The following is a 25,043-nucleotide window of genomic DNA, read 5'->3' as shown; positions in this document are numbered from 1 at the left end:
CGTCCCGGACCGAAGAGCCACCGGCTCCGCGCGAGCCCCACGTACCACACCCACACACGTCGAAAGGCACACCCATGTCCGACCTGTTGCGCGCCCCCGCCGAGATCAAGTACGCCGAGGAGCTCGACTGGCTGGAGTCGGTCGACGACGCCCCCAAGCCCTTCTCGTGGCGCCTCTCACCCAAGATGGTCCGCCTCTTCATCCTGGGATCCGAGCGCGCGGACGGTCTCGACCGCGAGATTCCCCAGAAGTGGTACGGCGACCGCAGCTTCGTCGAGCGGTCCATCGTCACCCTGGCCTCCGACCGCGGACTGCTCCTGATCGGCGACCCGGGGACGGGCAAGAGCTGGCTGGCCGAGCTGCTGTCGGCGGCCATCTCCCGCAACTCGACGCGCGTGGTGCAGGGGACGGCCGGCACCACCGAGGACCACATCAAGTACTCCTGGAACGTCTCGATGGTCATCTCCAAGGGCCAGTCTCGGGAATCGATGATCCCCTCGCCGATCATGACCGCGATGGAGACCGGCACGATCGGCCGCTTCGAGGAGCTCACCCGCTCCACCAGCGACGTGCAGGACGCCCTGATCTCCATCCTGTCCGAGAAGTACATCTCGGTGCCGGAGATGGACAGCGACAACATCGTCTTCGCCAAGCCGGGCTTCTCCGTCATCGCCACCGCCAACAGCCGCGACCGCGGGGTCAACGACCTGTCCTCCGCGCTCAAGCGCCGCTTCAACTTCGTCCGCATCCCGGTGGTGACCAACAAGAAGAGCGAGGCGGAGATCGTCCGCTTCCGCACCGAGGAACTGCTGCGCCGCCACCGGATCGATCTGGACGTGCCGCCGACGCTCCTCGACGTGCTCCTCCAGAGTTTCGCCGACCTGCGGGCCTCCTCGGCGGCGGCGGGCAGCGACGACGAGAAGCTGGAGTCGGCGCTGTCGAGCGCCGAGCAGATCGGCGTGCTGGAGGACGCGATCCTGCACAGCAACTTCTTCGGGGAACGGGCCCTGACCGCCCGCACCCTCGCCTCCTCGCTCGTCGGATCACTGGCGCGCCGCGAGCCCGAGGACCTGGCCATCCTCAACAAGTACCTGCACGGCGTCGTCGAGCCGCGCAGCAAGGAAGAGGGGGGCTCCTGGCCGGAGTTCCTGGAGGGCGGCCGCGACGCGATCGCCTCCCTGTCGTGATCCCTGCCGGTTCCGGGAGCCCTCAAGGCCCCGCTGATCCTGTGAGTCCCGTGAGCCCTGCGATCCCCGGCGGCCCTGTGAATTCTGTGAGTCCCGTGAGCCCTGCCACCCCGGGCAGCCCCGCGAAATCGGTCGTGAGCGCGGACGTCCCCGACGGCCCGGAGACGCCCTTCGACGCCCTGCGCGGTCAGCTCCAGCACGCGGCGACGGAGTTCGCCGACGGTCCCGACGCGCTGCAGGGCATCCTCCTCGGCATCGTCGACGACGTCGACCGCGCCGTCCACGAGCCGCTGGAGATCTTCCCCGTCTGCCACCACTCACCCGCGTCGGCGGTCGCCATGGCGCGCCGGCTGCGGGAGAAGCAGCCGAAGGTGGTGTACCTGGAGCTCTGCGAGGACATGGCGCCGCTCCTGTCCGAGCTGCGCAACTGCCGTCTCCCCGTGGCCGTCCAGGCCTTCGCGAGCGAGGTCAAGGGTTTCCCCGCGGACTGGGCGCCGCTCTCGGTCGTCGCCCCGATCACGGAGGCGTCGGCCGAGTACCAGGCCATCGCCTACGCCCTGGACACCCCGGGCGTCGAGCTGGTCCTCGTCGACCGGTCCTCCGACCACGTGTTCCAGTGGCAGGCCGGCGAGAAGGGGCCCGCCGGACCCGACGACCGGCCCACGGAGGAGGAGGCGGCGCTGCACGGCGACGCCGTCGGCGTGGAGATCGGCGACCTCCGCCCCCGCTTCGCCGAACTGGAGGAGCACCTCCTGCACCACGGCCGGGTGCGGCACTGGTCGGAGTGGTGGCACCAGTACGTCGAGCTGCCGCTCGGCGACAGCGACCACGACACCTACCGGCAGGTGATGCTCCTGATCGGCAGCCTGTTCCGGCGCCTGGCCCCGGGCGATCCGGGGCGGGTCCGCGTCGACGAGGACCGCGAGCGCTACATGTGGACCCGGATGCGCGAACACCTCGCCGCGACCGGCACCGATCCCGAGGACTGCCTGTACGTCTGCGGCGCGTTCCACGCATCGAGCAGGGTGGAGGAGTTCGGCGTGCACGGCAGCGACACCTTCGAGATCTCCCCGCCGGGCGGGAGCACCTGGCAGTACGGCCTGATCCCGTCCAGCCACGCCGCGATCGAGGCGCAGTTCGGCCTCGCCGCGGGCTCGGTGTCGATCGCCGCCACCCAGTGGGCCAAGAACCTCAGGCGGACCCGGGTGCAGCCGTTCCGGCTCGCCGGGCAGGCAGGCACCAGGAAACCGAAGAAGGCGGCCGCGCCGGCCGTCCCCGTCGCCCCGGAGCAGCCCTCCGACAAGCTGTCCGGCTTCCTGCAGAGCCCGCCCGCCCTCGACCTGCTGGACGAGGCGGAACTCCTGGGCTGGTCGGTGGAGATCGTGCGCTCGGCCCGTCGCAACGGCTATCTCGCGTCCACCGCCGACGCCATCTCGGTGTTCGAGACATCGATCCTGCTGGCCGGAATGCGGGACCGGGCGAGGCCCACCCCGTACGACTTCCAGGACGCCGCGGTCACCTGCATCGAGAAGGAGACCGTGCCCGGCCGGCGGGACGTGCGCCGTCTGGTCGAGATCCTGATGGGCGGCGACCGTGTCGGGCAGGTCGGTTACGAGGCCCTTCCACCCCTGGCGCGGGACGTCCACGACAGGCTCGCGCCACTGGACATGAAGCTCCAGCAGCGTGGCGTGCAGCGAGCGTTGCTCGACATGACGTCCCGGCCTGAGCTGCGGCCGTGCTCCGACGTGCTGTGGATGCTCCGCCGGCTGATGCCGCACGGCGCCGCACGGCCGATCATGGGGGAGCGGGAGCTCGGGAAGCGGTCGGTCCAGGAGTCCTGGGACCTCGCCCTCGGCACCCACCAGCGGGCCCTGATCGAGCTCGGCTACGAGGGCGTGAGCATCGAGCAGGTCCTCGAACAGCGCCTGCGCCGCGTGGCGTACGCCCCGGACGTCACCACCGCGACGGTCCTGGAGGCCGTCGAGGACGCCGTGCTGTACCTGGGCAGCGACCGCCTGGCCGACGAACTGGGTACCCGGGCCCTGGAGGTGCTGGCCACCGAGCGCAGTGTCGACGGGGCACCGGAGGTGCTGCGCCGGGTACGGAGGCTGCTGGCGTACTACCGGATCAGCCGCCCGGCCCTGCCGTCCTGGATCGAGTCCTTCGCGAAGACGGGCTACGCGCACTACTGCACGCTCCTGCCGACGGCGTTCACCGACGAGGACGCGACCGTACGCCAGGTCGCGGCGATGCTGGGGTTCCTGTTCAGCATGGAGAGCCTCGCCCTGTCGCTCGGCTGCGACCGGACACAGCTGGACCTGGCCTTCGCGCAGTCCCACCCACGGGAGCCGTCGAGGGTGGCACTGCTGTGGGCGGCCCAGGTGCAGCTCGGGCAGCTCTCCCGCACTGATCTGCGGGAGCGGTGCGACGCGCTGCTGGACAATCCTCTGGTGGTGCCCGCTTATCCGCGCTACCTCAGCGGCTTCCTGCACGCGCTGGAACCGGTCCCGCAACTGGCCGACTTCGTCGTGGAAGCGGTGTCGAACGCCTTTGCGCGCCTCCCCGACCCGGTGCTGCTGCCCTGGCTGCCGATGCTGATCACCACCCTGCGGTCCGAGGGCGCCGACCTGGCTCCGCTGCTGATCCGCGAGGCGGGGCGCGTCTTCCCGGGCCGGCTGCCGGTCCTGGACACATGGGTCCCGCCGTGGAGGGCGGCCGCGGAGGCGCCTGCCGCCCCTGCCGCGGCCGGCGGGGGCACGGCCCGCCGCGCCGCGCTGCTGGCCGCGCACCCCGACACCTGCGACAGCCTGGCGCGCCTGCTCGGCTGCGAGGGCACCTGGGAGGCGGAGACCGCGGCCCCGGCGGGCGCTGCGCTGCTCGGCCGCCACCCGGAGACCGCGGCCACGCTGGAGGTGCTGCTGGCGGGGGCCTGAGGCTGCGCACCGATCGAAGTGGCGCTGGACGCCCGGCACGGCCGGAGGTACTTTCGCCCTCCACCTTCAGCTCCTGTACACCCGGGAGTGACCATGGTCCTGGTCGGGCGGACCGGCGAGCTGCAGGCTCTGCTCGCGGTCGCTCCTGACCCGGTGTACGAGAGCTCAGCCGTCCAGCCCGGCTTCCTGCTTGCGCCGACGTCGCACCTGGTCACTGAAGAGGTGCCGACTCCGGTCGAACAGTTCCCCGACTTCCGCGTTGCCGCGCGGCTCCCGTGCCGACGGATGCCAGCCCTGGACGGACTGTCCCGCCCAGCCGCGCAGTTTCACGTCCGGGTCGTCCAGCAGCCCGACCGCGGCACGCAGCGCCACGACCCCGTCACGAGCGACGAGCAGCCGGAACGCCGCGACCCGGACGTGACGAGGCCGCTCGGATCCAGTGCGTTCCAGCAGCCAGTCGGCGGGCAGCCGCTCCGCTGACGGCAGAAGGGCGACGGCGGTCTCACGCACGACGCCGGCGGCGGAATCATCGAGAAGCGGCCGCAGGCGCTCCACGTCCGCACAGTCCAACGCCCTCAGACCGGCCACCGCCCGCGCTCGCACCCCGGCCGCCGGGTGCGCGAGCAACGGCCACAGCAGCGCAGCGTCCGCGTGCTCCCCGCACTCGGCCAACCCTATGACAGCACCGGGCGGCACCTCGAGGTCATCCGGTGCCGAACACCGATTCCGGTACCAGGCCGCCGGATCGCCTCCACGCTGTCGCACGACGTACCGGGCGCAAGCGCGCACGAGTGCGGCCCGGTCACCGAGGAACCGCTCCGCCTGCTCCGGCCGCCCCGCCTGCCGCAGCGCGGTCACACCCGCCGAACGGGTACGCGGGTTGCGTGCGGCCAGCAGGAGCGGCAGAACGTCCTCGTACGCCTCCTCGTCGCGCAGCGCCGCGAGCGCCGCTGTGGCACACAGGTCCTGGATCAGGGTGTCCTCGTCCTGGGTGGCCGCGCGCGCCAGTTCGGCGGGGCCGAGCCGCCGGCCGTCGACGGCCAGCCGATAGGCGAACCGCCGTACGCTGCGGTGGGGAGAGCCGAGCAGGTCCGCGAGTCGCCCATGTGTTTTCCGGGCCATGACCTCCCCGAGCACCTCGACGCCGAAGGCGCCCCTGTCCCGTCGGCCGACACGAAGGATGAACGGGGCGAGGTCGACCGCCGCATCCGCATCCAGGACCTCGCGCAGCAGGCGCCGGGCGTCCCTCCGCACCGGTTCGGCCCAGTCGGTGCAGCGGATGACGAGCAACGGCAGCAGACCGGGGTGCCGGGCCGACCGACGCACCGCCTCCTGGCGGATGCGCCCGTCGCGGTGGCAGAGCGCCAGGGCGAGCCGGGACTCGTCGAGTTGGGCGAGGTCGGCGGGCAGCGGAGCGGAGTGCTCCCACTCCGCCACGTACCGCGACCGGAACCACACGGTCGCACGTGCTCCCGCGTCCAGAGCGAGCCAGTCGCCGGGGTCGTCGGCATCGAGCGTGCTGTGAAGCGGCGCGCCTTCCGCGAGGCGTGCTGCTGCGACCATCCCGTCCATGCTGTCCTCACACATTCCCGCGTCTCACCAGCTGTGCCGGGTGATCGTAGGCTGCGGACTCTGTGCGGGGCGCGCGAATTACGTCTCCTGAACTGTCCGATGTGGCGGGCCGGGTCGTCGCCGAGCCGGCGGCCGACGCCGTGACCCGGAGGGGTGGGCGCCGGGGCCGGACTCCGAGCCGGTGCTGCCCTGCGGCCCCGGGGCGGCCCTACGGATCGAGGTGACCGCCGTGCACGGCGGACGGCGACCACTCGCACCGGGCGTCCTCGGCCGCTCCTGGCCCACCGATCAGGTCCTGGTCGAGCCGAAGTGGGCCGACGTACTCACCGACACGGACGGCCGCCGGCCCCACTGCTCCGGACGCACTGACTTGCGACCGCCGCGAGCTGGACATGGGCGGCCGTCCCGACCTGCACCTGGCAGCCCGCAAGGCAGCAGCCCTTCTCGGACGCCGTCCGGGAATCGTCAGCCGAACGGGACGACCAGCAGAGGGATTCGGCGTATGTCCTCCAGGGTGAGCGCAAGGCCCGCCAGAGCGCAGGCGGCACGCATGACGATAATGCCGTCGGCCTGGCCGGGCTCGAAGTCCTCCGTCGGGACGTTGCCGGCAGCCTCGAATGCCGCACGCAGTTCGGCAGGCATGCCGGGAAGGTCCTCCTCCAGATTGAGGTCGTCGACGTCGACCCACTCGACCTGTTCTCCGCCGACGGCATAGATGAGACTGGCGTCTGCGTTGATGGTGTACGCGCTTGTCGCCGCTGTGCGCCCATCGGCGGACAGCGCCTTCGTCGCCGCGTCGTCGTCGCAGGTGAACCCGGAGTCGTCGTAGACGAAGGTCCACTCGCCGACGCGTCCCGCCAACAGCGCCGCAGAGGTTCCCGGTTCGATACCAAGAGCCGCACACGGCAGTGACGTCCACTCGTCCGGCTTACTGTCGGGCAGTTCGCAGGATTGGATCAACCCCGGCTTGGCACCCAGCACTTCCAGCGCTTCCGCCGGTTCGATGCCGCGCGCGACGTGCAGGACGTGGCCCGGGTCACCGGTGGCCAGATCAGTGATCCATATCGGCGTTCCTTCGGAATCAAGCGTGCTCGGCGGAAAGCCAGGCGTAGGCATCATCGACCTCTTTCACTACCGGTGTGTGTGTGTGTCTTCCTCCGCAGCGTCTCGCGGGGGACGCCGGAGAGATCCTGCGGTTTCACGCGACGCTCCTGCCCCGCATGCCCGGGCTGTCGATCGGGCTTCAAGTCAGGTGAGCGGGACGGGTGCCGCGGAGAGTGGCATGCAGGCGAGCCTCGTGGTCACGGGTCGGGACGCGGGTGGTCACCTGCGGTGTGAGCCTACCTGCTGCCGGCGAAGGAGGTGGGCGGTCAGCCTCCCCCGTCTGCCGTACCGCCTGCGGGTTCGGGGTCAGAGGTCGACCATTCCGGGGTGCAGTTGCTCGAGGGGGCCGCTTTCGCCGAGCCCGGGCATGGTGGCTGCTGCGGTGTGTTCCTCGACGAAGTAGTCGGCGTCCTTGGGGCGCTTGGGGCTGGATGCTGTCCGGGGGGCGGGTTCGAGGTGCGGTATGTGTTTGGAGCAGTGTACGTAGGCCTCGTGCACGTTGATCAGTGTCCACATGAGGGGCCTGCGGCCGGGCGCGGTGTCGGTGGGTAGGTAGGGGTGGGCGCCGCGCAGTTCGTGGTCGCTGACGAGTCCGGCGGAGCCGTTGACGTGCAACCCGATGTGATCGTGGGTGAAGTCCATGAAGAGCAGTCCGATGTGGGGGTTTTCGGTGATGTTGCCCGCGCTGGCGAAGACGCCGTTGCCCCGGTATTCCGGGTAGGCCAAAGTTCGGTCGTCCAGCGTGGCGATGAAGCCCGGGGGGCCCGCGCGGAACGTTGCGTCGCACTGTCCACGGGCGTCGGCCGTGGAGAGAAAGACCATGGACTGGCGCTGGATGAACTCGCGCATAGCCGCGGTGAGGTGTGCGTGGACCTGCCGGCCGTAGAAGGCATCGGCTCGCTCTCGGCTCCCCAGGTGCGCTTGCAGCCGGCGTTCTCCGTGGGAGGTGGTGGCGTCGTGATGCGTCACAGGGGGGCGTTCTCCAGACTGGTTCGCGGGTGCGTGAGGGGAGCGGTGAGGACGGGTGTGTCGATCGGGTCGTGATGGATGTGCGCCCGTGGTGTGCCCTGGCGCAGAAGGGTGTCGACCGCCGTGGTGACCATGACCGGGGGTCCGCACAGAAAGGCCTCGTGCCGGTCCCAGGGACCGAATTCGCGCAGAACCTGGGGGAGCGTTCCTTGCTGGCCGGGGATCTCCTGGTGGGAAACGGATGCTCGGACCGTCAGCCAGTGGTGCCGTTGAGCCATGCGCAGCATGTCGTCCAGGCCGTAGAGCTCCTCGGCGGTGCGTGCTCCCACGAACAGGTCGACGTACCGGCGCATCTCGTGGAGGGCGGCTTCCTCCAGCAGGGCACGAATCGGGGCGAGGCCGGTACCGCCCGCCACGCACACCAGATCGCGGTCGCCTGCCGACGCAAGTGTCATGTCGCCCTGTGGCGGCCCCAGCCGCACGGTATGACCCGGTGTGGCGTGGTACACCAGGGCGCTGCTTACCGGCCCGTCGGGGACGGCACGCACGTGGAAGGTCAGGGTGCCATCCGAACGCGGGGGGTGGCAGGGGGAGTAGTGCCGCCAGGCGCGTGGGTGCCAGGGGGTCTCCATGCTCGCGTACTGCCCGGCCACGAAGGGGTAGGGCAGATCGGGACGAACAGTGATTTCTGCGATTCCGTGCCCGCGGTACGCATGGTTGATGATCTGCGCTTCCCAGGTCGCCGGGCGCAGGCGGACGTCGTCGGCGGCGGCTGCCATCATCACGTGGGCGGCAACGGCGTAGGAGCGAGTCCACGCGGTGGCGATTTCCTCGTCCCAGGCCGGCCCCGCGTAGCGGGCCAGGGCGGCGAGCAGGCACTCGCCGACCGCGGGATAGTGGGCGTCCATGGTCCCGAACTTGCGGTGGTCACGTCCTAGCCGCGAGCAGAACGCGACCAGGTTGTCCACGTCGTCGACCAGGTCGATGATGCGCAGCAGGCCGCGCAGCAGCCGGTCGCGCTGAACGTCCATGTTGTCGGGGAACAGGTTCCGGACCTCGGGATACCGGGCGAACAGGATCGCGTAGAAGTACACCGTCAGCTCCGCGGCCTGCGGGGCGACCACGGCGAGACTGGAGCGCACCAAGGACACCTCCCGGTCCGTGGGCGGCGTGGGCATCATCTCCAGCCACCGCCCGGGAGAACGCGGACGGGAGAGGGTCGCGGTGGAGACACGTCGGAGGAGCGACGAGCCTGGTCAGGTGCAGTGGCGACCGGACAGGAGGGCTGTGCAGACAAGAAGCGCTTCGCATTCAGGAGGGAGCTTCCGACTCCACGGGCCAGGAGTCGTGAAACATGATGAGCAACGGACGCATCCTTGTGCCCCCATCCCGCCTTGCCAATCGAGTACCCACAAACCTGCGCGACACCTTCACATATTTGTCGTCAAGGAATGACACCATTTGTGTGCGACGGGCACACCTGTGCAGTTAGGTGGAGGATGAGGTCTGCCGCCCCATACGAGATACTTGCATGAACAGATATAAGGCTTTGTCGCGCCTTTACCCGGTACACCTGTGCGCATCGCGATCGAGCAACCGGGCCTGACAGTCGCTTGACTGACTCCAGGCCAGACTCCGGGTGGGGCCTCATTGCCGACAACCAGGAACGCGGCCACGCCGCACCACAGTGGCGGGGATGCAGTCACAGCCACTGGAACTCCTACGCACGGCAGCCGACGTCGTCCCCACCCTCGGGTTCACCGCGCTACCGTGATCACAGACGCGCGCCCGCTGTGAAGCCGTACGGCTTCACAGCGGGCGCGCGTCTGTGGGAGGGGGCGATGCTCAGCCCTTGCTCCACTTCTGGTTGTCGTGCCCGTTGCAGCTCCACAGCTGGAGCGGTGTGCCGTTGCCCGTCATCTCGTCCAAGACGTCCACGCACTTGTCAGCGTGCGGGTTGACCAGGTCGTGTGCGGAGTTGAGGCGGAACTGCTGGGCCCAGCCGCCGTTGCAGTTGGCAAGCTGGACCGTCGTGCCGTTTCTGGTCGAGGCCCCCGCGAGGTCCATGCACTTGCCGAACGCCCGGATCGTACCGTCGGACTTGATCTGCCACGCCTCGGCAGAGGAACCGCTGCAGGTCCAGATCTGAAGCTGCGTGCCGTCCAGGCCCGGCCCGGCGCTGATGCAGCGGCCGGAGTCGTGACTGCGGATCGCGACACCTGTGACGACAGTGGCCGGGGCGGCGGGCGCCGGCTGGGCAGGGACATCCGACCCGGATGAGCCGGACGATCCCGTGCCCGAGACCGGCGAACCCGCCGCTACGCCCCCACCTGCGACAGCGTTCCCCGACGAGGAAGTCGTGCCGGCGGGCTTTCCGGTGCTGCTCGAGGCGGGAGCCGTGGACCCTTTACTTCCTCCGGCATCGGGCTTTCCTGCGACACCCCGTTTTCCTCCGGCACCGGGTTTCTCACTGGCACCGGACCCCCCGCCCGGGAGCGGTCCCAGCCCGGACTTGCCGTCCACGGCCACGAGGGACGGTGCCCCTCCGGGGACTCTGGATTTCGGCGCCGCCGAACTGAAGGAACCGGGCATCCCCGGCTCCCCGCCTCCGAGGGCGGTGCCGGACTGGGGGTCGGCGCGGTTCGAACGATGACCGCCGTCACCGCTGTTCACCAGGAACGGGACGGCGAGAAGCAGGGCGCCCGCTATCGCGGCCCCGGCCAGCAGACTCTTACGGGGGCGGCCCGGCCTGGTGGCGGTCGCCGTATTCGCGGACGTCCCGCCGGAGGACGGGTCGGTCGCCGCCGCGGCGACGAGCGCCGACTGCTCGGCTTCCGGCACTTCCGCGGCCGCCTTGGTGGCAGTGTCCGGGTCCGGCTCGCCACTGGATTCGGCGGCGGATTCGGCAGCGGATTCTGCAGCGGATTCCGCGCCGGATTCCGTGGCGGATTCGTCGGTGGAGGCGGCCTTTTCCGCCTGCCCCGTGCGAGGGGCCTCGGGGCTGACCTCGGCGACCGGTGTCAAGGCGGCGAATGCGGACTGGCCCACGCCCTCGGACGGGTCCGGGGCAGTCGGCTGAGGTTCCTCCGAGACCGCGGCACTCGCGGACGTGCTGTCGGAACTACGGGATTGGGAGGCCGTCATGGCGTCCTTCCAATAATCGAAGTGGAGAGGGACAGAAAGCGGTTCAGTCTGAAGGCGGCGTGTCAGCAGGCTTCGTGGCGATCGCAGCCTTGAGCTGTTGCGTCTCGATCACCATGCTGACGACACCGGTCGGGTTGACGTACAGCTGGTGTTCCGGCGGCAGTTCGCCCACCAGGTCCACGACGCCAACGCTGCGCGAGCCCAGTGCGCCGACCGCGCGTACCTGGGCTTCGGAGGTGAAGACAGGGATGACGGGCGACCCGTCCGCCGTCCGGGCGGCGAGGGGCTGGTCATCGGGGCCGAGGAGGACTCTCACCTCGGCGGGCGCGAGCAGACGGATCACGTCGTCGCCGGGACCGTAACCGGTGACGGCCTGCTGCACGGCTTCGTCGATGCCGTCGGTCGGTTCCGGCCATCCCAGGGCGACCGGTGAAGGACGGTAGTCCTCATTGGCCTGCCACTCAGCGATCTCGCCGTCCACGTCCGAGCGCCATTCGCCCACAACCGCCCACTGCGGTGGAGTGCCTTCGCCACGCCACCCCGGGTCGACCATGCCGAACCAGTGGTCGGGAGCGAGCCGCGCCGCCTGCCGGATGTCGGCGGGCACATCGTCGAGCATGTTCATGGCTTCCAGGGCGTCCCGCTCGGGGGCTTCACTCACGCTATGACTCCTTAGCTCGGGCTGCGGAGGCGGGCGTCCCTATGGTTCCGGGCATCCGGGCGTCATGACTCACCGAGTGAACCGATCCCTTGTGCCGTGCCGACCCCCGGGCCGAACACACCTCACATGATTCATCGGATACTCGACGATTCACATGGCCGAATGGTTGCAGTACAGCGACGATCGCGGTGGTGCCGAGGCAAGGATGTGCTCCTGACCTGTGCCGTCAAACTGGACCAGCGCATACTTGACTGGTTCACGGAAATCATACGTGGTCGTTCGGCACCCTTTCAGCGCGGGTGCCGTGGCAGCAGGCTCGGCCCGGCGCACCGGGTTGCGTTCCACCAACGAGCCCTCCGAGTAACGCTCTTCACCGGCTACGGCGGTTGGCGCCTGCCTCCGGCGCCGGGTGTGTCACGCTGTGCCGATCTCGGACCGCTCGGCCGGGGGTACGTCTCCAACGGTCGACCGGGAGACACATTTCACCTACCTCATCAACCCGCCGGACGCCGTGCCTGCCGTCCGCAGGACACATGGCCACGCCTACGATTCCACGTGGATACCCCCCGCTCGGGCCCGGCATGATGGTTCCGCCCGGCATGATGGTCCTGCCCGTTGCAGACACCCGGGCCCGGAACAGGCACCGCGGTACTCCACACACCCGGTGCCCGAATGAGGAGGTTCGCGCGTGTCACGCCAGGTCCTGACGGTTGGTCCAGAGGGGCAGGACGGCCTGCGTACGATCGGTGAGGCCCTGGCGAGGGCACGCAGCGGGGCTGTCATCAGCGTGCTGCCGGGGACGTATGCGGAACACCTCGTCGTCACCACCAGGGTCACGATCGTGGCCGAGCAAGGGCGGGGCACCGTCGACATCGCGCCGCGGGTCGGCAGCGTCCTGTCGCTGAAGGCGGACGGGGTGATGCTCACCGACCTCACGCTGCGCGGTCGCGACGAGGACCTGCCCGTGCTGGACGCAGCGCGTGGGCAGGTGGCCATGGAGGGCTGTGAGGTCGTCGGGTCCGCCTGGACCGCTCTGATAGCCCGTGGCACCGGCTCGCTGGCGCTGAGGGACTGCTGGATCAGCAACTCGGGCGGTGCGGGTGTCGTCGTCACGTCCGCCGTGGACAGCTCCTTGGAGTCGTGCACCGTCGAACACCTCAAGACGTCCGGCGTGGTGATCGGGGAACAGGGCCGGGTCACCGTGCGCAGCTGCACGATCCGCGACGCCCGGGGCAACGGCATCCTCGCCAACGGCGAGGCGCAGGGCTCCGTCGAGGACTGCGACATCTCCTCCACCGACAAGCCCTCCATCGCGCTGGAGGGGCACAGCACCACGCGCGTGCTGCGCACGGTCGTGCACGACACGAGCACCGGTGTGTATCTGACCAGCCAGGCCCGTACGGTTCTGGAGGACGTCCGGGTCACGGGCACCACGGGGCCGGGCATCGTGCTGAGCGGTGGGACCGACCCGCTCGTGCGGAGATGCCGCACGGCACGCACCCGCGGTCATGGCCTGCTGGTCACCGAGCGGTCGCGCGGCACGTTCGAGGACTGCTGGCTGGACAGTTCCGAGGTGGCGGCGCTGCGGGTGAGCGGATCCGCGTCCCCCGCACTGACCGGCCTGACGGTCCGGGACGCCGCCGAGACAGGGGTCCTGCTGGAGGAGGAGTCCGCGGCCGAACTCGACCGGCTGGAGGTCATCGACGCCGGTGGAGTGGGTGTCTCCATACGCTCGGGAGCCAATCCGCTGCTGCGGCGGGCCCGGATCAGTGCCCCGCGGAGCCATGGTGTCGAGGTCGTCAAGGACGGGCGGGGCCGGCTGGAGGACTGGGCCGTCGACCAGGCGGGCGGAGCGGGCATACACATCGAGGACGACGGCAACGTTTACGTCAGCGGCGGCACAGTCGGCTCGGCGGCACAGGCAGGTGTGTGGATCGGCGCAGGCGGCATCCTGACCGTCCGGGACCTGGAGATCAGTGCCGCAGGGGAAGCGGGGATCAGCGTGGCCGAGGGTGGCGAGCTGACCGCCACGCGCCTGCGCGTGGCCGCCAGCACCGGCCACGGCGTGATGGTCGCCGAGGGTGGGCGCGCCTCCTTCAACGCCTGCGAGGTCAGCGGCAGCGGCAAGGACGGCATGCGCATCGACACCACCTCGCCGGTCTCCGTCGTCAACTGCACCCTTCGCGAGAACAGCGGAGGCGGACTCGTCCAGTCCCGGCCCGGCGAACGGCTGGTCGTCGAGGGCCTGACGAGCAGTGGCAACGCCAAACGAGACGCCTGGGGCCTGGGTGACGGCGCGGGCACCGACCCGGCGGCCACGCAGGAACCGGATGAGCAGCTCGTACGCACCAACGGGCCGCTGGCGGAGCTCGAGTCACTGATCGGCCTGGAGAACGTGAAGCACCAGGTCCGGACACTGGTCAACCTCACCCAGCTCGCCCAGCGTCGGGCCCGGCTGGGCATGTCGGCCCCGCCCATGAGCCGCCATCTCGTCTTCGCGGGACCGCCCGGTACCGGTAAGACCACCGTGGCCCGCCTGTACGGCACCATCCTCGCGGAACTGGGGGCCCTGCGCTCCGGGCACCTCGTCGAGGTCTCCCGGGCCGACCTCGTCGCACAGATCGTCGGTGGCACCGCCATCAAGACCACCGAGACGTTCAACCGGGCCCTCGGCGGCGTTCTGTTCATCGACGAGGCGTACACCCTCACGTCCGACAGCCGGGGATCCGGTGCCGACTTCGGCCGGGAGGCCGTGGACACCCTGCTGAAGCTCATGGAGGACCACCGCGAGGACATCGTGGTGGTCGTCGCCGGGTACTCCGCCGAGATGGAACGGTTCCTGACGTCCAACCCCGGTCTGGCCTCCCGGTTCTCCCGCACGGTCGAGTTCGAGAACTACTCGGTCCCCGATCTCGTGGCGATCATGGAGACCATGTGCGTCCGGCACCAGTACGAGCTCGACGAGTCCACCCTCAAAGCTCTCGCCGTGCACTTCGAACGCATGCCGAAAGACGCCAGCTTCGGTAACGGCCGGGCCGCGCGCCAGGTGTTCGAGCAGATGGTGGACCGGCAGGCGTTCAGGCTCGCCACGCTGACGGACATCAACGAGCGGGACCTCCGACTCCTGATGCCCGAGGACGTCGACGACCAGGCGTCCGCCGCCGAGGGGGAGGGCCAGCCGGACGATGATGCGCTCACCCGGCTAGGCGACATGATCGGCCTCGCCGCGGTCAAGCGCGATGTCACCGACCTCGTCAACCTGTTGTCGACCGTTCGGCAGCGTGAGGCCGCCGGACTGCCCGTGCCGCGCATCAGCCACCACCTCGTCTTCACCGGACCGCCCGGCACCGGCAAGACCACGGTCGCCCGTCTCTACGGCGAACTCCTGGCCGGACTGGGTGTGCTGCCGCGCGGCCAGATGGTCGAGGTGGCGCGCGCCGACCTCGTGGGACGGTACGTCGGCCATACGGCACAGCTCACCCGCGAGGTCTTCGAACGGGCCCGTGGCGGTGTGCTCTTCATCGACGAGGCCTACACCCTGACGCCGCGCGGTGCGTCCTCCGGCTCGGACTTCGGACTCGAGGCCGTGGACACGTTGCTCAAGCTGATGGAGGACCACCGGGACGAGGTGGTGGTCATCGTCGCCGGCTACACCGAGGAGATGGAGCACTTCCTGGCCTCCAACCCTGGCCTGTCGTCCCGGTTCTCCCGGCGCGTCGAGTTCGCCAACTACTCCTCGGACGAGCTGGTCACCATCGTGCGGCAGCATGCCCTCGATGCGGGCTACGACTGCGGGACCGGCACCGGGCAGGTGCTGCGGGCGTACTTCGACTCGCTGCCACGTGACCGTTCGTTCGGCAACGCGCGGCTGGCCCGTCAGGTGCTGGAAGGCATGATGACGCGCCAGGCGGGCCGCCTGAGCACGGTGGTGGCACCCAGCCTCGACGACCTGCGCCTGCTGCTGCCCCAGGACGTCGCCGGGTATGAACGGGCCCCCGAGTGACGGAGCGAGAGACCGGTCGGGAAGATACGTGTGAGCGGCATAGGATGCGTGCCATGACCCGTCTCCGCCTACGGCGCCGTATGTACACCTCCGCTCCGACGCGGTTCAGCACCGTGGCGCTGACGGCTCTGCTCTCGGTGCCGGCACTCGCGGCAGCGGGGCCGGCGAGTGCCGCATCGCCGTCCGACTCGACACGGCTGCTTGTCATGCCTTCCGAACTGACCGACGGGCAGGGCTGTACCGGCCCGTCGGACAAGAAGGCGGCGGCCCTGCCGTGGGCTCAGCAGAGCCTGGGACTGGCCCGCACGTGGGCCGTGACGCAGGGCGGCGGCGTGACCGTGGCGGTCGTCGACACCGGGGTGTCCCAGAAGGCACCGGCACTGCACGGGAGGGTCACTTCGGTCGGGAGCGGAGGCACCGACTGCGTGGGCCACGGGACGTTCGTCGCCGGGCTCATCGCCGCGGGACCCGCCAAGGGGGTCAGGTTCGCGGGCACCGCCCCGGGCGCGCGGCTCATCGGCGTACGCGGGACGGATGAGCGCGGCGCCGCCACCGGCGCCACCGTGGCAGCGGGCATCAACTCCGCGGTCGACGCCGGGGCCGACGTCATCGAGGTGTCCCCCGCCGTGGTGCAGCGGTCCGGCGAACTCCGGGCCGCGGTGTCCCGCGCCGTCAAGAAGGACGTGCTGATCGTCGCGGCCGCGGTGCCGGACGCCCCGCAGCGCACTTCGAGCGAGGCCCCGGTACCGCGGGACTACTGGCCCGCGGCCGAGCCCGAAGTGCTGTCCGTCGTCGACATCGACGCCGGGGGCACGAGGCCGGACGACGCCCTCCTGCCTCGCAGCGCCGACATGGCCGCGCCCGGTGACGGTGTGGTCGGCATCGGGCCCGGGGGGAAGGGGCACTTCATAGGGTCGGGGGCGTCACTGGCGGCCGCGTACGTCGCGGGGACCGCGGCGCTCGTCCGGTCCATGCACCCCGGCCTGTCCGCTCAGGCGACCGCCGAGGTGCTCGTGGCCACCGCCTATCCGGCGGACGTCCCTCGCGTCGATCCGTACGCCGCCGTCACCTCGGTGCGCGGCGGAGCGGCCCTCCCACAGGTGGCGACCGGTTCGGGCCCCGTCCACCTGCCGTCGGACGGTGACGCGGGGCGTGCCACCGGCCGCGCCGTCGCACTCGCCGCGGGCGGTGCCGGTGTGGCTCTGCTCGCCGCGTGGGGCGCGGTGATCGTCCCGCGCGGCCGCGCCCGTCGCTGGCGCGCGCCTGCCCGTTGATACGGATCTGAGGGGCAGGCGCGCGCCGGCCGTCTCGCGCGGGGCGCGCGCCCATCGGGTGAGCGCAGGGGTTCCGCGTGGGCCCGAGCGCCGTCTGCGGGCCGGGCACACATCGTGACGACGGTACGGATACGTGGGCGGCCGCTCCCCGGAGGGAGCGGCCGCCCACGTATGTGAGGTCATTCCTGCGGGCTCGGCCCGGTCTCCGCCATCGCCGTCTGCATCAGCGTCGCCTTGCGCCGTGCGATGTACTGCCCACGGCCGGGCGGCAGGTTGCGTGGCTTGATGTTGCCGAAGACGAAGCCCTCCGTCGGCGGGCACGACAGCAGCAGACCCGGAGTGTTGACCTCGTCCAGGCGGCGCAGGAGCTGGTCGTTGAGGCCGCGACCCGCACCGGTGGCCGACCGGACCACCACCATGTGGTAGCCGGTCTCGTGGCCGAGGGCGAGATGGTCGAAGAGAGCGCCGAAGGGGTGGTCGTAGCCGCTGCTGGAGCTGACCAGGTCGTAGTCGTCCACGAGGACGAACAGTCGCGGGCCTGCCCACCAGTCGGCACGGCGCATACGGGCGGGGGTGATCTCCGGCCCGGGAAGCCGCGTCTTGATGGCCCTCGCCGAGCCGTCCACCAGTTCGCGCAGTGCGTCGGCGGACATGGCGTGCCCGAGACGGTATTGCTCCGGCACGGACTCGAGCAGTTCACGCCGGTAGTCCACGACCAGCACGCGAGCCTCGTCCGGTGTGTAGCGTTCCGTGATCGCCGAAGCGATCATCCGGAGCAGGTTGGTCTTGCCGCTCTCGGTGTCGCCGACGGCGATGAGGTGGGGGGTCCTGCTGAAGTCGTGCCAGACCGGCGACAGCGTCTCCTCGTCGAGGCCCAGGGGAATCCGCAGCCCGTCGCCCATCTCGGAGGGCGGCAGCTCCGCGAGGGGCAGCCGGTGCGGGAGCATGCGGACCGGCGGCGCCGGCTGGCCGGGCCACTGTGCGGTGACCTGTTCGGCCAGTGCCACCACACTCTCGGTGAGGTCGTCGACGTTGCTGAGGCCGTCGATGCGGGGCAGCGCGGTCAGGAAGTGCAGTTTTCCCTCGCTGGTCAGGCCGCGCCCCGGCGTACGCGGAATCTTGGCCGCCTTGCGGATGTCGATCATCGAGTCCATGGAGTCGCCGAGCCGCAGTTCGAGGCGGGTGCCCAGCTGGTCGCGGATCTGCGCGGGCAGTTCGACCCAGCGGGCGGTCGCGACGACGAGGTGCATGCCGTAGTTGAGGCCCCGGACCGCGATCTGGTTGAACGTCGGGATGAGGTGGTCGAAGTCCTGGCGGACCGTCGACCACCCGTCCACCACCAGGAAGACGTCGCCGTGCGGCTCTTCCGGGAACTCTCCGGCCGCACGGCGGCGGCGGTACATCGCCATCGAGTCGATGCCGTTGTCCAGGAAGAACTGTTCACGCTGGTTGAGCACGGCCGTGACCTCGGCGACCGTGCGGCTGATCCGTTCCTGATCCAGCCGGGCGGCGACACCACCGACGTGCGGCAGCCCGGCGAGGGCGGAGAGCGATCCGCCACCGAAGTCGAGACAGTAGAACTGGACTTCACGCGGGGTGTGGGTGAGCGCCAGGGCCGTGATCAGCGTACGCAGCACGGTGGACTTGCCACTCTGTGAGCCGCCGGCCACGCCCACATGGCCACCGTCGGCCGACAGGTCGACGAGCAGCGGATCCCGCCGCTGCTCGAAGGGCTTGTCCACCAGGCCGACCGGCACGGACAGCCGGCCGGTTCCCCGCCAGCCGGCCGCGGTGAGGCCGCGTGCCGGGTCGGGTGCGAGTCCGGGCAGCAGCTCGTCCAGTGTGGACGGCTCGCCCAGCGGCGGGAGCCATACCTCGTGCGCGTTCGGCCCGGAGGCACGCAACTTGTCCAGGGCGACCGCCAGCAAGGAGGTTTCGCTCTGGTCCTCCTCGACGTCCGGCTCCGGCTCGGAGACCTCTGCGGGGGCCCGCGGCACCACGTATTCGGCGGTCCACGGCACCACCTGGCTTGCCACCCTCGCCTGGGCGGCGGCGCCGCCGCGCTGCCGGTACGGGCCGGAGACGTACGCCGCCCTGAACCGGGTCAGTGCCTCCACACCACTCTTCAGGAAGCCGCTGCCCGGCTGCGAGGGCAGTTCGTAGGCGTCCGGCACGCCCAGCACGCCCCGGCTCTCCATGGCGGAGAAGGTGCGCAGGCCGATGCGGTACGAGAGGTGGCTCTCGAGCTGGTGCATGCGGCCCTCGTCCAGGCGCTGCGAGGCGAGCAGCAGATGGACGCCCAGAGAGCGTCCGAGGCGCCCGATCATCACGAACAGTTCCATGAACTCGCGGTGTGCTGCCAGCAGTTCGCTGAACTCGTCGACCACCACGAACAGGCTCGGCAACGGCGCGAGCGGAGTACCGGCCGCACGCGCCTTCTCGTAGTCCAGCGCCGAGGTGTAGTTGCCCGCCGCGCGAAGAAGTTCCTGTCGGCGGATCAGCTCGCCGTGCAGGGCGTCCTGCATACGTTCAACCAACGCGACCTCGTCCGCGAGGTTCGTGATCACCGCGGAGGTGTGCGGCAGCTCGTCCAGGCCGAGGAAGGTGGCGCCACCCTTGAAGTCCACCAGGACGAAGTTGAGTGTTTCCGAGGAGTTCGTCAGGGCGAGACCCAGCACCAGGGTGCGCAGCAGCTCGCTCTTGCCGGAACCGGTGGCTCCGATCAGCATGCCGTGCGGACCCATACCGCCCTGTGCCGACTCCTTGATGTCCAGCTCCACCGGCCGCCCGTCGCCGCCCAGGGCGATCGGTACCCGGAGGCGTCCGGTGCCGGTGCTGCGGCGCCACAGTGTGGCAGGTTCATGCCGGTGCAGATCGGGGATGCCGAGCAGAGTGGTCAGTTCCGTGTCAGTGGCCAGCGGTTCGGCGGTATCGACACTCAGGCCCATCCTGAACGGCGCCAGAAGCCGGGCCAGGGACCGTGCGGCCACCGGGCCGACCCGGTCGGGGCGGCCGAGCCGCGTCGACTGCTCCTTGCGGTTGCGGTCGGTCCGCACCAGCGCAACGCTGTCGGAGGCGACGTCCAGCCGCAGCGTGGTACGGCCGGGCCGCCAGCGCAGCGCGTGGGACACGTCGATCACGACCGTGTTGCGGTATCCCGGCCCGTCGAGCCGGTGCCCGGAGGGTACGGCGCCGCCGTCGACCACGATCACCGTGAACGGTTCCTCGCGCCCGGCCTCCGCGTCCGGGTCGAAATCGGGGCGCTCGGCGAACTCCGCGCCGAGCAGGTCCTCGAGTTCGTTGAGTGCCGATGCCACCAGCCGCACCGGCCCGGCGCCGTCCTCGTCCCGCGGGTCGAGATTGTGCGGCAGCCACTTCACCCATTCCCACTCCGCGCGGCGCTCGTCGGACACGCACAGCGCGATCCACAGCTCCTCCGGCGCGTGGAAGAAGGCCAGTTGCGACAGCGCCGAGCGCACCAGATCCCGGACAGCCCTGTCGTCGTCGCCCTGCAGCAACACTCGTGCCCAGGACCTCAGATACAGCGCGATCGGCTGGCTGGGCACCGTGCTGTAGGCGCGGATGAACCGTCGCAAGGCGTGCGCGGCCAACGGGTCGAGGTCCTCAACCGGCTTGGTCGTCACCGGCGACAGCCGCATGGCCAGCGCCTGGTCACCGACCGCGATCCGAACCTCCGCGAAGTCCTCGTCCTTGACCCTTCTCTCCCACAGCCGGGTAGTGTGGACCATCGACCGCAGTGCGTCGGGTTCAGGATGGCGCCAGGCCAGAGCGAGTTGCTGCTCGATCACCGCCCGGTGAACCTGGCGCCGGGACAGTGACAGGTACCTCAGGTAATCCCTGCGTTCACCACGAAGCCGCTGTTTCCGGTCGCTGTGCTTGCGCAGCAGCTGACCGAGCAGCATCGCGCCCGAAGCCAGGATCATCATGCCGATGGCGACATACGTGAGGACGCTGCCCCCGCCCGGACGTATGAACACCAACATCGAAGAAACAGACATCAAAGCCATGGGCATGTATGTCCATACGGCCGACGTGTCTGGCACGATCTCCGGCAGGGTGGGCGGCTCCTGAAGGCTCAGCTCACCCTCGGGCATATCCGGGCCACGGCGTCGGGCAGGGCGACGAAACAGCACAACACTCAAGAAACAGGCTCCTTACAGGGGGGCCTCGGGCGATCCGCTCCGACGTGTTCCAGGAGGCCGCATCCTGGACTGGTCACATCTGCCCGACTAGGTTTGAGTAGTCTGCCTCGTTGACACGTAAAGTACCAAGCCGCAAGAGTCGACCCTCCAGGGAATCGCGAGTCTCACGATGTCCAACAACGCAGTGACAGCCCTGTGCCGCCTCACTGTTCACGCCCCCGGCAAGGCAGTTGATCTGGCGGTACCGGCCGACGTTCCTGTCGCCGACCTGCTGCCCACGCTTCTGCGCTACTCGGGCGAGGAGGTAGAGGAGACCGGCCTCGAGCACGGGGGCTGGGTACTGCAACGCCTGGGCGGCCTCCCGCTCGACGGTGAACACACTCTGGAGACGTTGGATCTGAAGGACGGTGAGGTGTTGCATCTGCGCCCCCGCTCCGAGTCCCTGCCAGAGGTACGGCTGGACGACCTCACGGACGGCATCGCCACCGTCATGCGTGACCGACTGCACGGCTGGCGACCCGAGTTGAGCGCCCACCTGCTGCGCGCACTGCTCGTCCTCACCCTGCTGCTCGGCCTGGCGATGCTGGCCTGGCCCAGCGGCGACGCGGACCTCCGCGCCGCGACGGCGGGAGCCGCGGGAGTGCTGCTCCTCGCCGGATCCGCGTCCGCGAGCCGGGCCGTGGGCGACGCGGTCGGCAGCGCTGTACTGGGCTTCATGGCCGCGCCTTTCCTGGCGGTGGCCGGCTGGCTGCTGCCCGGCGGAGAGATATCCGGGCAGCAGGCCTACCACGTGCTCGGTGCCCGCCTGCTGGCCGCGGGCGCCGCGGCCGCGGGCGGCGCCGTGCTGGCGCTGGCCGTCTCCGCCGTGGCCACACCCATGTTCGTCGCGAGCACCGTCGTGGCACTGGCCGGATCCCTCGCGGGCGCCCTGATGAGCCTGCTGGATGTGCCTACGGACGACGCTCTCACCGTCGTCGCCGCGCTGGTGGTGGTCTTCGGCGGCTTCGTGCCCGCGCTCTCCTTCAAACTCGCCGGCATGCGGATGCCTTCCCTGCCCTCGAGCCCGGGAGAACTCCAGGAGGACATAGAGCCCTACAACCAGGGCGACGTGGAGCACCGCACGGAACTCTCCAGCGGCTGGATGACCGCCCTGTACGCGGCCACCGGTGTCGTCTGTGGCGGTGCCCTGGCCGCCCTGGCCTGGCGGCCCAACCTGGCAGAGGGACTGACAGCCGGGGTCCTGTCGGCGCTGCTGCTGATGCACGGACGCGGCCTGGTCAACGTGGCACAGCGGCTCGTCCTGGTGGCACCGGGAGCCTGGGGCGCCGCACTCCTGGCCGTGGCGACCGCCGTGCACATCAGCCCGTCCGCGCGTCCGGTACTGGTGTGCGGGCTGCTGGGGCTGGCCGCACTGCTGGCCATCGCCACCTGGACGATCCCCGGCCGGCGCATGCTGCCCTACTGGGGCCGTGCGGCGGAGATCCTGCAACTGCTGCTCGCCGTCGCCCTGCTGCCCCTGACGTTGTGGGTCCTCGGCGTCTTCGGCGCCCTGCGGGCCATCAACGGCTGACCTCGAAGAACCGGAAGGCACACGCGTCCATGCAGTCCAAGCGGGATCAGGTCCAGGCCCACACCTTCATGATGAGCCGGCTGGCCTCCGGTATGTCGCTCGGCGACCCCGACGCCGCGGAGAGCCCCCTCGTCCGCACCACACGCGGCACGATGATCGGCGTCATCATCACCGTCGTCATCGCCGCCGGATCCCTGCTGTTCGGGTTGATCTCGCCCGGTGGCAACGACTCCTGGAAAACTCCTAAGAGCCTGATCGTCAACAAGGACACCGGCGCCCGCTACCTGTTCGCCGACGGCCGCCTCAGGCCTGTGCGCAACTACGCGTCGGCGATGCTGATCGGTGGCGCCGACCTCAAGACCACCAACGTACGCACCGCTTCGCTCCGCGACACCCCCCTCGGCACACCCGTGGGTATCCCGGGGGCCCCGGACCAGGTCCCGCACTCGGGCGATCTGGACGGCGGGCCGTGGCACGTCTGCTCCACCCTCGACGCGGCCGAGGACAGCAGCACCGGCAGCGCGCACGCCACCGCGGTCACCACGCTCGTCGTGGGCGCGCCGATGACCGGACACGGAATGGCCGACCGGGACGGCCTCCTGGTGCGCGGCCCCGACAAGTCGGCCTACCTGGTGTGGCGGGGCAGCCGGCTCAGGCTCGACGCCAAGTCCGCCGCCGTCGTCTCCCTCGGCTACGGCTCGGTCACCGCGCGCCCGGTGTCCGCTGCGTTCCTCGACGCCCTGGTTCCGGGGCCCGACCTCGCGCCCCCCGCGGTGCCGGGGCGCGGTGCGAAGGGGCCGTCTCTCGGCGGCAGGGACAGCACCGTGGGACAGGTCTTCCAGGTCCACGTCCCGGGTTCGTCACCGAAGTACTACCTGCTGCGCAAAGAAGGCCTGGTGCCGCTGACGGACACGGGCGCGGCTCTGCTCCTCGGCGACCCGGCGACCCGTGAGAAGGCCTACGACGGCGCGTCCCCGACCGTCGGGGACCTGGGTGCCGACGCGCTGAAGGAACACCAGGCTCCGGGCAGCGAGGGCCTGTCACCCGGCTCCGCCGGACTGCCCTCGTCGCCACCGCACGCGACCACCGTGCCGGAGGACCAGACGGCCTGCGCCGCTGTACAGCCGGACCACGGCGGCACCAAGGTCGCCACCGTGCTGCTCCCCGTGAGCTCACTGACCCCCACGGCCCCGAGTCTTACCGACGACGCCACTCGGGCATGCCTGCCGGTCAACGCCACGGTCGTCCGCCCCGGTCACGGTGCGCTGGTCAGAGCACTGACCGCGAGCGGCGCGAAGTTGGGGAACACCACCTACCTCGTGGCGGACAACGGCGTCAAGCACCGGGTGCCTGACGCGGAGGCACTGAAGGCGCTGGGCTACACCGAGAACGACGTGAAGGCGGTGCCCTCCCCCCTGCTCTCGATGCTGCCCTCGGGCCCTGCGTTGAGTTCCGTGGCGGCGGCCGGCAGCGGCAGCTCGGTCGTCACACCCCCAGACTGCGGGATCGCTCCCGTAGGCAGTAGCGCGGCCAAGGAGACCTCCAAGTCCGCGGCACAGAAGAAAAGATGAGCGCGTTCTTCGGACGTGCGCGTTCGGCGGGAGTGCATCGGCCGCTCCCTGACACGACACGAATGACCCAGCCGAAGTAACCGGCCCAACCGAGAGGTGAACCATGGCGAGCAACGGCCAGCAGTCAAGCGAGAAAGCCACACGGAACGGCATCAACGCGCTCCAGCAGGCCTACAGCGGCGTCCAGAGGTCCAAGCAGGACGTGGACACCACGCGAGGCGGGCTCGACAATGCCTTCCAGGGCAGCGACGGCAGCGCCTACAGCCAACTGCTCCAGGCATGGGACGAGAAGGCCAACGTCATCCTGCGCAACCTGAACGACATGATCACCCAGCTCAACAACACCCTCATCCAGCACAGCAAGGTTCAGGGCGCTTCCAACGACGCCATCCTCGCGTCGGCCAAGCAGTCCGACTCGACCTTCAACACCATGATGAGCTCCCCCGGCGCGACCGGCCGCTGATCCGCGCGCGTCCCACAGGCTCCGCACACAGACACATCATTCGTCACCCGAACCGAGACGAGGTCCCAAATGCCCGACTATACCGATGGAAATATCTCCGTCGACTACCGCCACTCCAACAACGCCGCCGAGGACTTGGTCAACCAGACCAGGGCGATCGCCGGGACGCTCGAACAGCTGGAGCTGGAGCTGGGCGAGCTCAGGAAGACCTGGATGGGTAGCGACGCCGAGGTCTACCGGACCAAGCAGGCAGCCTGGGACGGGGCGGTCAAGGAGATGGAGCTCATGCTCAGTTCCCACGCCGGTCTGCTGAACCAGGTCGTCGAGAACTACCAGTACAGCGAATCCCAGCTGACCCAGCTGTGGGAAGAAGTCCACCTCGGTCGCTGACCCGACGGGCAGGTCAGCAGTCCGCCGTCCGCCGTCCAG

Annotated in this window: 15 protein-coding genes; 8 read left to right on the top strand and 7 right to left on the bottom strand. The window is 70.0% G+C overall.

Annotated elements, in window-relative coordinates; genetic code table 11:
- Positions 1-74: 74 nt before the first annotated feature.
- Both OG206_RS07150 and OG206_RS07145 read left to right on the top strand, forming a co-directional pair.
- Entirely contained in the window at positions 75-1,187 is a 1,113-nt protein-coding gene (locus tag OG206_RS07150; RefSeq protein WP_327113409.1) for an ATP-binding protein, read from the top strand.
- 134 nt (positions 1,188-1,321) lie between these two features.
- Positions 1,322-4,120, top strand: coding sequence for a hypothetical protein (locus tag OG206_RS07145; protein WP_327122204.1), 2,799 nt, complete (start codon positions 1,322-1,324; stop codon positions 4,118-4,120).
- A 165-nt stretch (positions 4,121-4,285) separates the two neighbouring features.
- On the opposite strand, the gene OG206_RS07140 is transcribed toward OG206_RS07145, so the two are convergent.
- The 6 genes from OG206_RS07140 to OG206_RS07115 all read right to left on the bottom strand — a co-directional run bounded on the left by OG206_RS07140 (position 4,286) and on the right by OG206_RS07115 (position 11,570).
- Entirely contained in the window at positions 4,286-5,683 is a 1,398-nt protein-coding gene (locus OG206_RS07140; RefSeq protein WP_327113407.1) for a hypothetical protein, read from the bottom strand.
- A 474-nt stretch (positions 5,684-6,157) separates the two neighbouring features.
- Positions 6,158-6,808: a DUF6461 domain-containing protein gene (locus tag OG206_RS07135; RefSeq protein ID WP_327113405.1), complete on the bottom strand. Its 651-nt coding sequence runs from the start codon at positions 6,806-6,808 to the stop codon at positions 6,158-6,160.
- A 294-nt stretch (positions 6,809-7,102) separates the two neighbouring features.
- Positions 7,103-7,765: a pyridoxamine 5'-phosphate oxidase family protein gene (locus OG206_RS07130; RefSeq protein WP_327113403.1), complete on the bottom strand. Its 663-nt coding sequence runs from the start codon at positions 7,763-7,765 to the stop codon at positions 7,103-7,105.
- Positions 7,762-8,907 carry a globin domain-containing protein gene (locus tag OG206_RS07125; protein ID WP_327113401.1) on the bottom strand — a complete coding sequence of 382 codons (1,146 nt, stop codon included), beginning with the start codon at positions 8,905-8,907 and terminating at the stop codon, positions 7,762-7,764. Before OG206_RS07125 ends, OG206_RS07130 begins: the two co-directional genes overlap by 4 nt.
- Before the next feature lie 703 nt (positions 8,908-9,610).
- On the bottom strand, positions 9,611-10,909 hold the full coding sequence (locus OG206_RS07120; protein ID WP_327113399.1) for a ricin-type beta-trefoil lectin domain protein: 1,299 nt from the start codon (positions 10,907-10,909) through the stop codon (positions 9,611-9,613).
- Between the two features lie 43 nt (positions 10,910-10,952).
- A complete protein-coding gene (locus OG206_RS07115; RefSeq protein WP_327113397.1) occupies positions 10,953-11,570 on the bottom strand; it encodes a type VII secretion system-associated protein in 618 nt (205 codons plus the stop codon).
- Positions 11,571-12,258: 688 nt separating this feature from the next.
- Here OG206_RS07115 and OG206_RS07110 point away from each other — a divergent pair.
- Both OG206_RS07110 and OG206_RS07105 read left to right on the top strand, forming a co-directional pair.
- Positions 12,259-15,573 (top strand): right-handed parallel beta-helix repeat-containing protein, encoded by a 3,315-nt coding sequence (locus OG206_RS07110; protein WP_327113395.1) that lies wholly within the window; start codon positions 12,259-12,261, stop codon positions 15,571-15,573.
- Between the two features lie 53 nt (positions 15,574-15,626).
- A complete protein-coding gene (locus tag OG206_RS07105) occupies positions 15,627-16,847 on the top strand; it encodes a S8 family serine peptidase (RefSeq protein ID WP_327113393.1) in 1,221 nt (406 codons plus the stop codon).
- Between the two features lie 179 nt (positions 16,848-17,026).
- Here OG206_RS07105 and eccCa read toward each other — a convergent pair whose 3' ends face one another.
- Positions 17,027-20,962 (bottom strand): type VII secretion protein EccCa, encoded by a 3,936-nt coding sequence (gene eccCa, locus OG206_RS07100; RefSeq protein ID WP_327113391.1) that lies wholly within the window; start codon positions 20,960-20,962, stop codon positions 17,027-17,029.
- A 217-nt stretch (positions 20,963-21,179) separates the two neighbouring features.
- Here eccCa and eccD point away from each other — a divergent pair, with 217 nt between their 5' ends.
- From eccD to OG206_RS07080, 4 genes are all read left to right on the top strand, one after another.
- Entirely contained in the window at positions 21,180-22,580 is a 1,401-nt protein-coding gene (eccD, locus tag OG206_RS07095) for a type VII secretion integral membrane protein EccD (RefSeq protein ID WP_327113389.1), read from the top strand.
- 29 nt (positions 22,581-22,609) lie between these two features.
- The gene (gene eccB / locus OG206_RS07090) at positions 22,610-24,151 is read left to right on the top strand and encodes a type VII secretion protein EccB (RefSeq protein WP_327113387.1); all 1,542 of its coding nucleotides are present in this window, start codon (positions 22,610-22,612) and stop codon (positions 24,149-24,151) included.
- Positions 24,152-24,254: 103 nt separating this feature from the next.
- Positions 24,255-24,614 carry a hypothetical protein gene (locus OG206_RS07085; protein WP_327113385.1) on the top strand — a complete coding sequence of 120 codons (360 nt, stop codon included), beginning with the start codon at positions 24,255-24,257 and terminating at the stop codon, positions 24,612-24,614.
- Positions 24,615-24,683: 69 nt separating this feature from the next.
- Positions 24,684-25,004, top strand: a complete 321-nt coding sequence (locus OG206_RS07080; RefSeq protein ID WP_327113383.1) for a WXG100 family type VII secretion target — start codon at positions 24,684-24,686, stop codon at positions 25,002-25,004.
- Positions 25,005-25,043 lie beyond the last annotated feature (39 nt).

It is taken from the genome of Streptomyces sp. NBC_01341, from assembly GCF_035946055.1.
Taxonomy (GTDB): Bacteria; Actinomycetota; Actinomycetes; order Streptomycetales; family Streptomycetaceae; genus Streptomyces.
The sequence above is the reverse complement of the archived record's forward strand: the minus strand, read 5'-3'. Positions and strand labels throughout refer to the sequence as shown.

Bases quoted from the DNA above. Each gene is read 5' to 3' on its own strand.
- OG206_RS07150 (WP_327113409.1), top strand. From the start codon at position 75: ATGTCCGACCTGTTGCGCGCCCCCGCCGAGATCAAGTACGCCGAGGAG.
- OG206_RS07140 (WP_327113407.1), bottom strand. From the start codon at position 5,683: ATGGTCGCAGCAGCACGCCTCGCGGAAGGCGCGCCGCTTCACAGCACG.
- OG206_RS07135 (WP_327113405.1), bottom strand. From the start codon at position 6,808: ATGCCTACGCCTGGCTTTCCGCCGAGCACGCTTGATTCCGAAGGAACG.
- OG206_RS07120 (WP_327113399.1), bottom strand. From the start codon at position 10,909: ATGACGGCCTCCCAATCCCGTAGTTCCGACAGCACGTCCGCGAGTGCC.
- OG206_RS07105 (WP_327113393.1), top strand. From the start codon at position 15,627: ATGACCCGTCTCCGCCTACGGCGCCGTATGTACACCTCCGCTCCGACG.
- eccCa (WP_327113391.1), bottom strand. From the start codon at position 20,962: ATGCCCGAGGGTGAGCTGAGCCTTCAGGAGCCGCCCACCCTGCCGGAG.
- eccD (WP_327113389.1), top strand. From the start codon at position 21,180: ATGTCCAACAACGCAGTGACAGCCCTGTGCCGCCTCACTGTTCACGCC.
- eccB (WP_327113387.1), top strand. From the start codon at position 22,610: ATGCAGTCCAAGCGGGATCAGGTCCAGGCCCACACCTTCATGATGAGC.
- OG206_RS07085 (WP_327113385.1), top strand. From the start codon at position 24,255: ATGGCGAGCAACGGCCAGCAGTCAAGCGAGAAAGCCACACGGAACGGC.
- OG206_RS07080 (WP_327113383.1), top strand. From the start codon at position 24,684: ATGCCCGACTATACCGATGGAAATATCTCCGTCGACTACCGCCACTCC.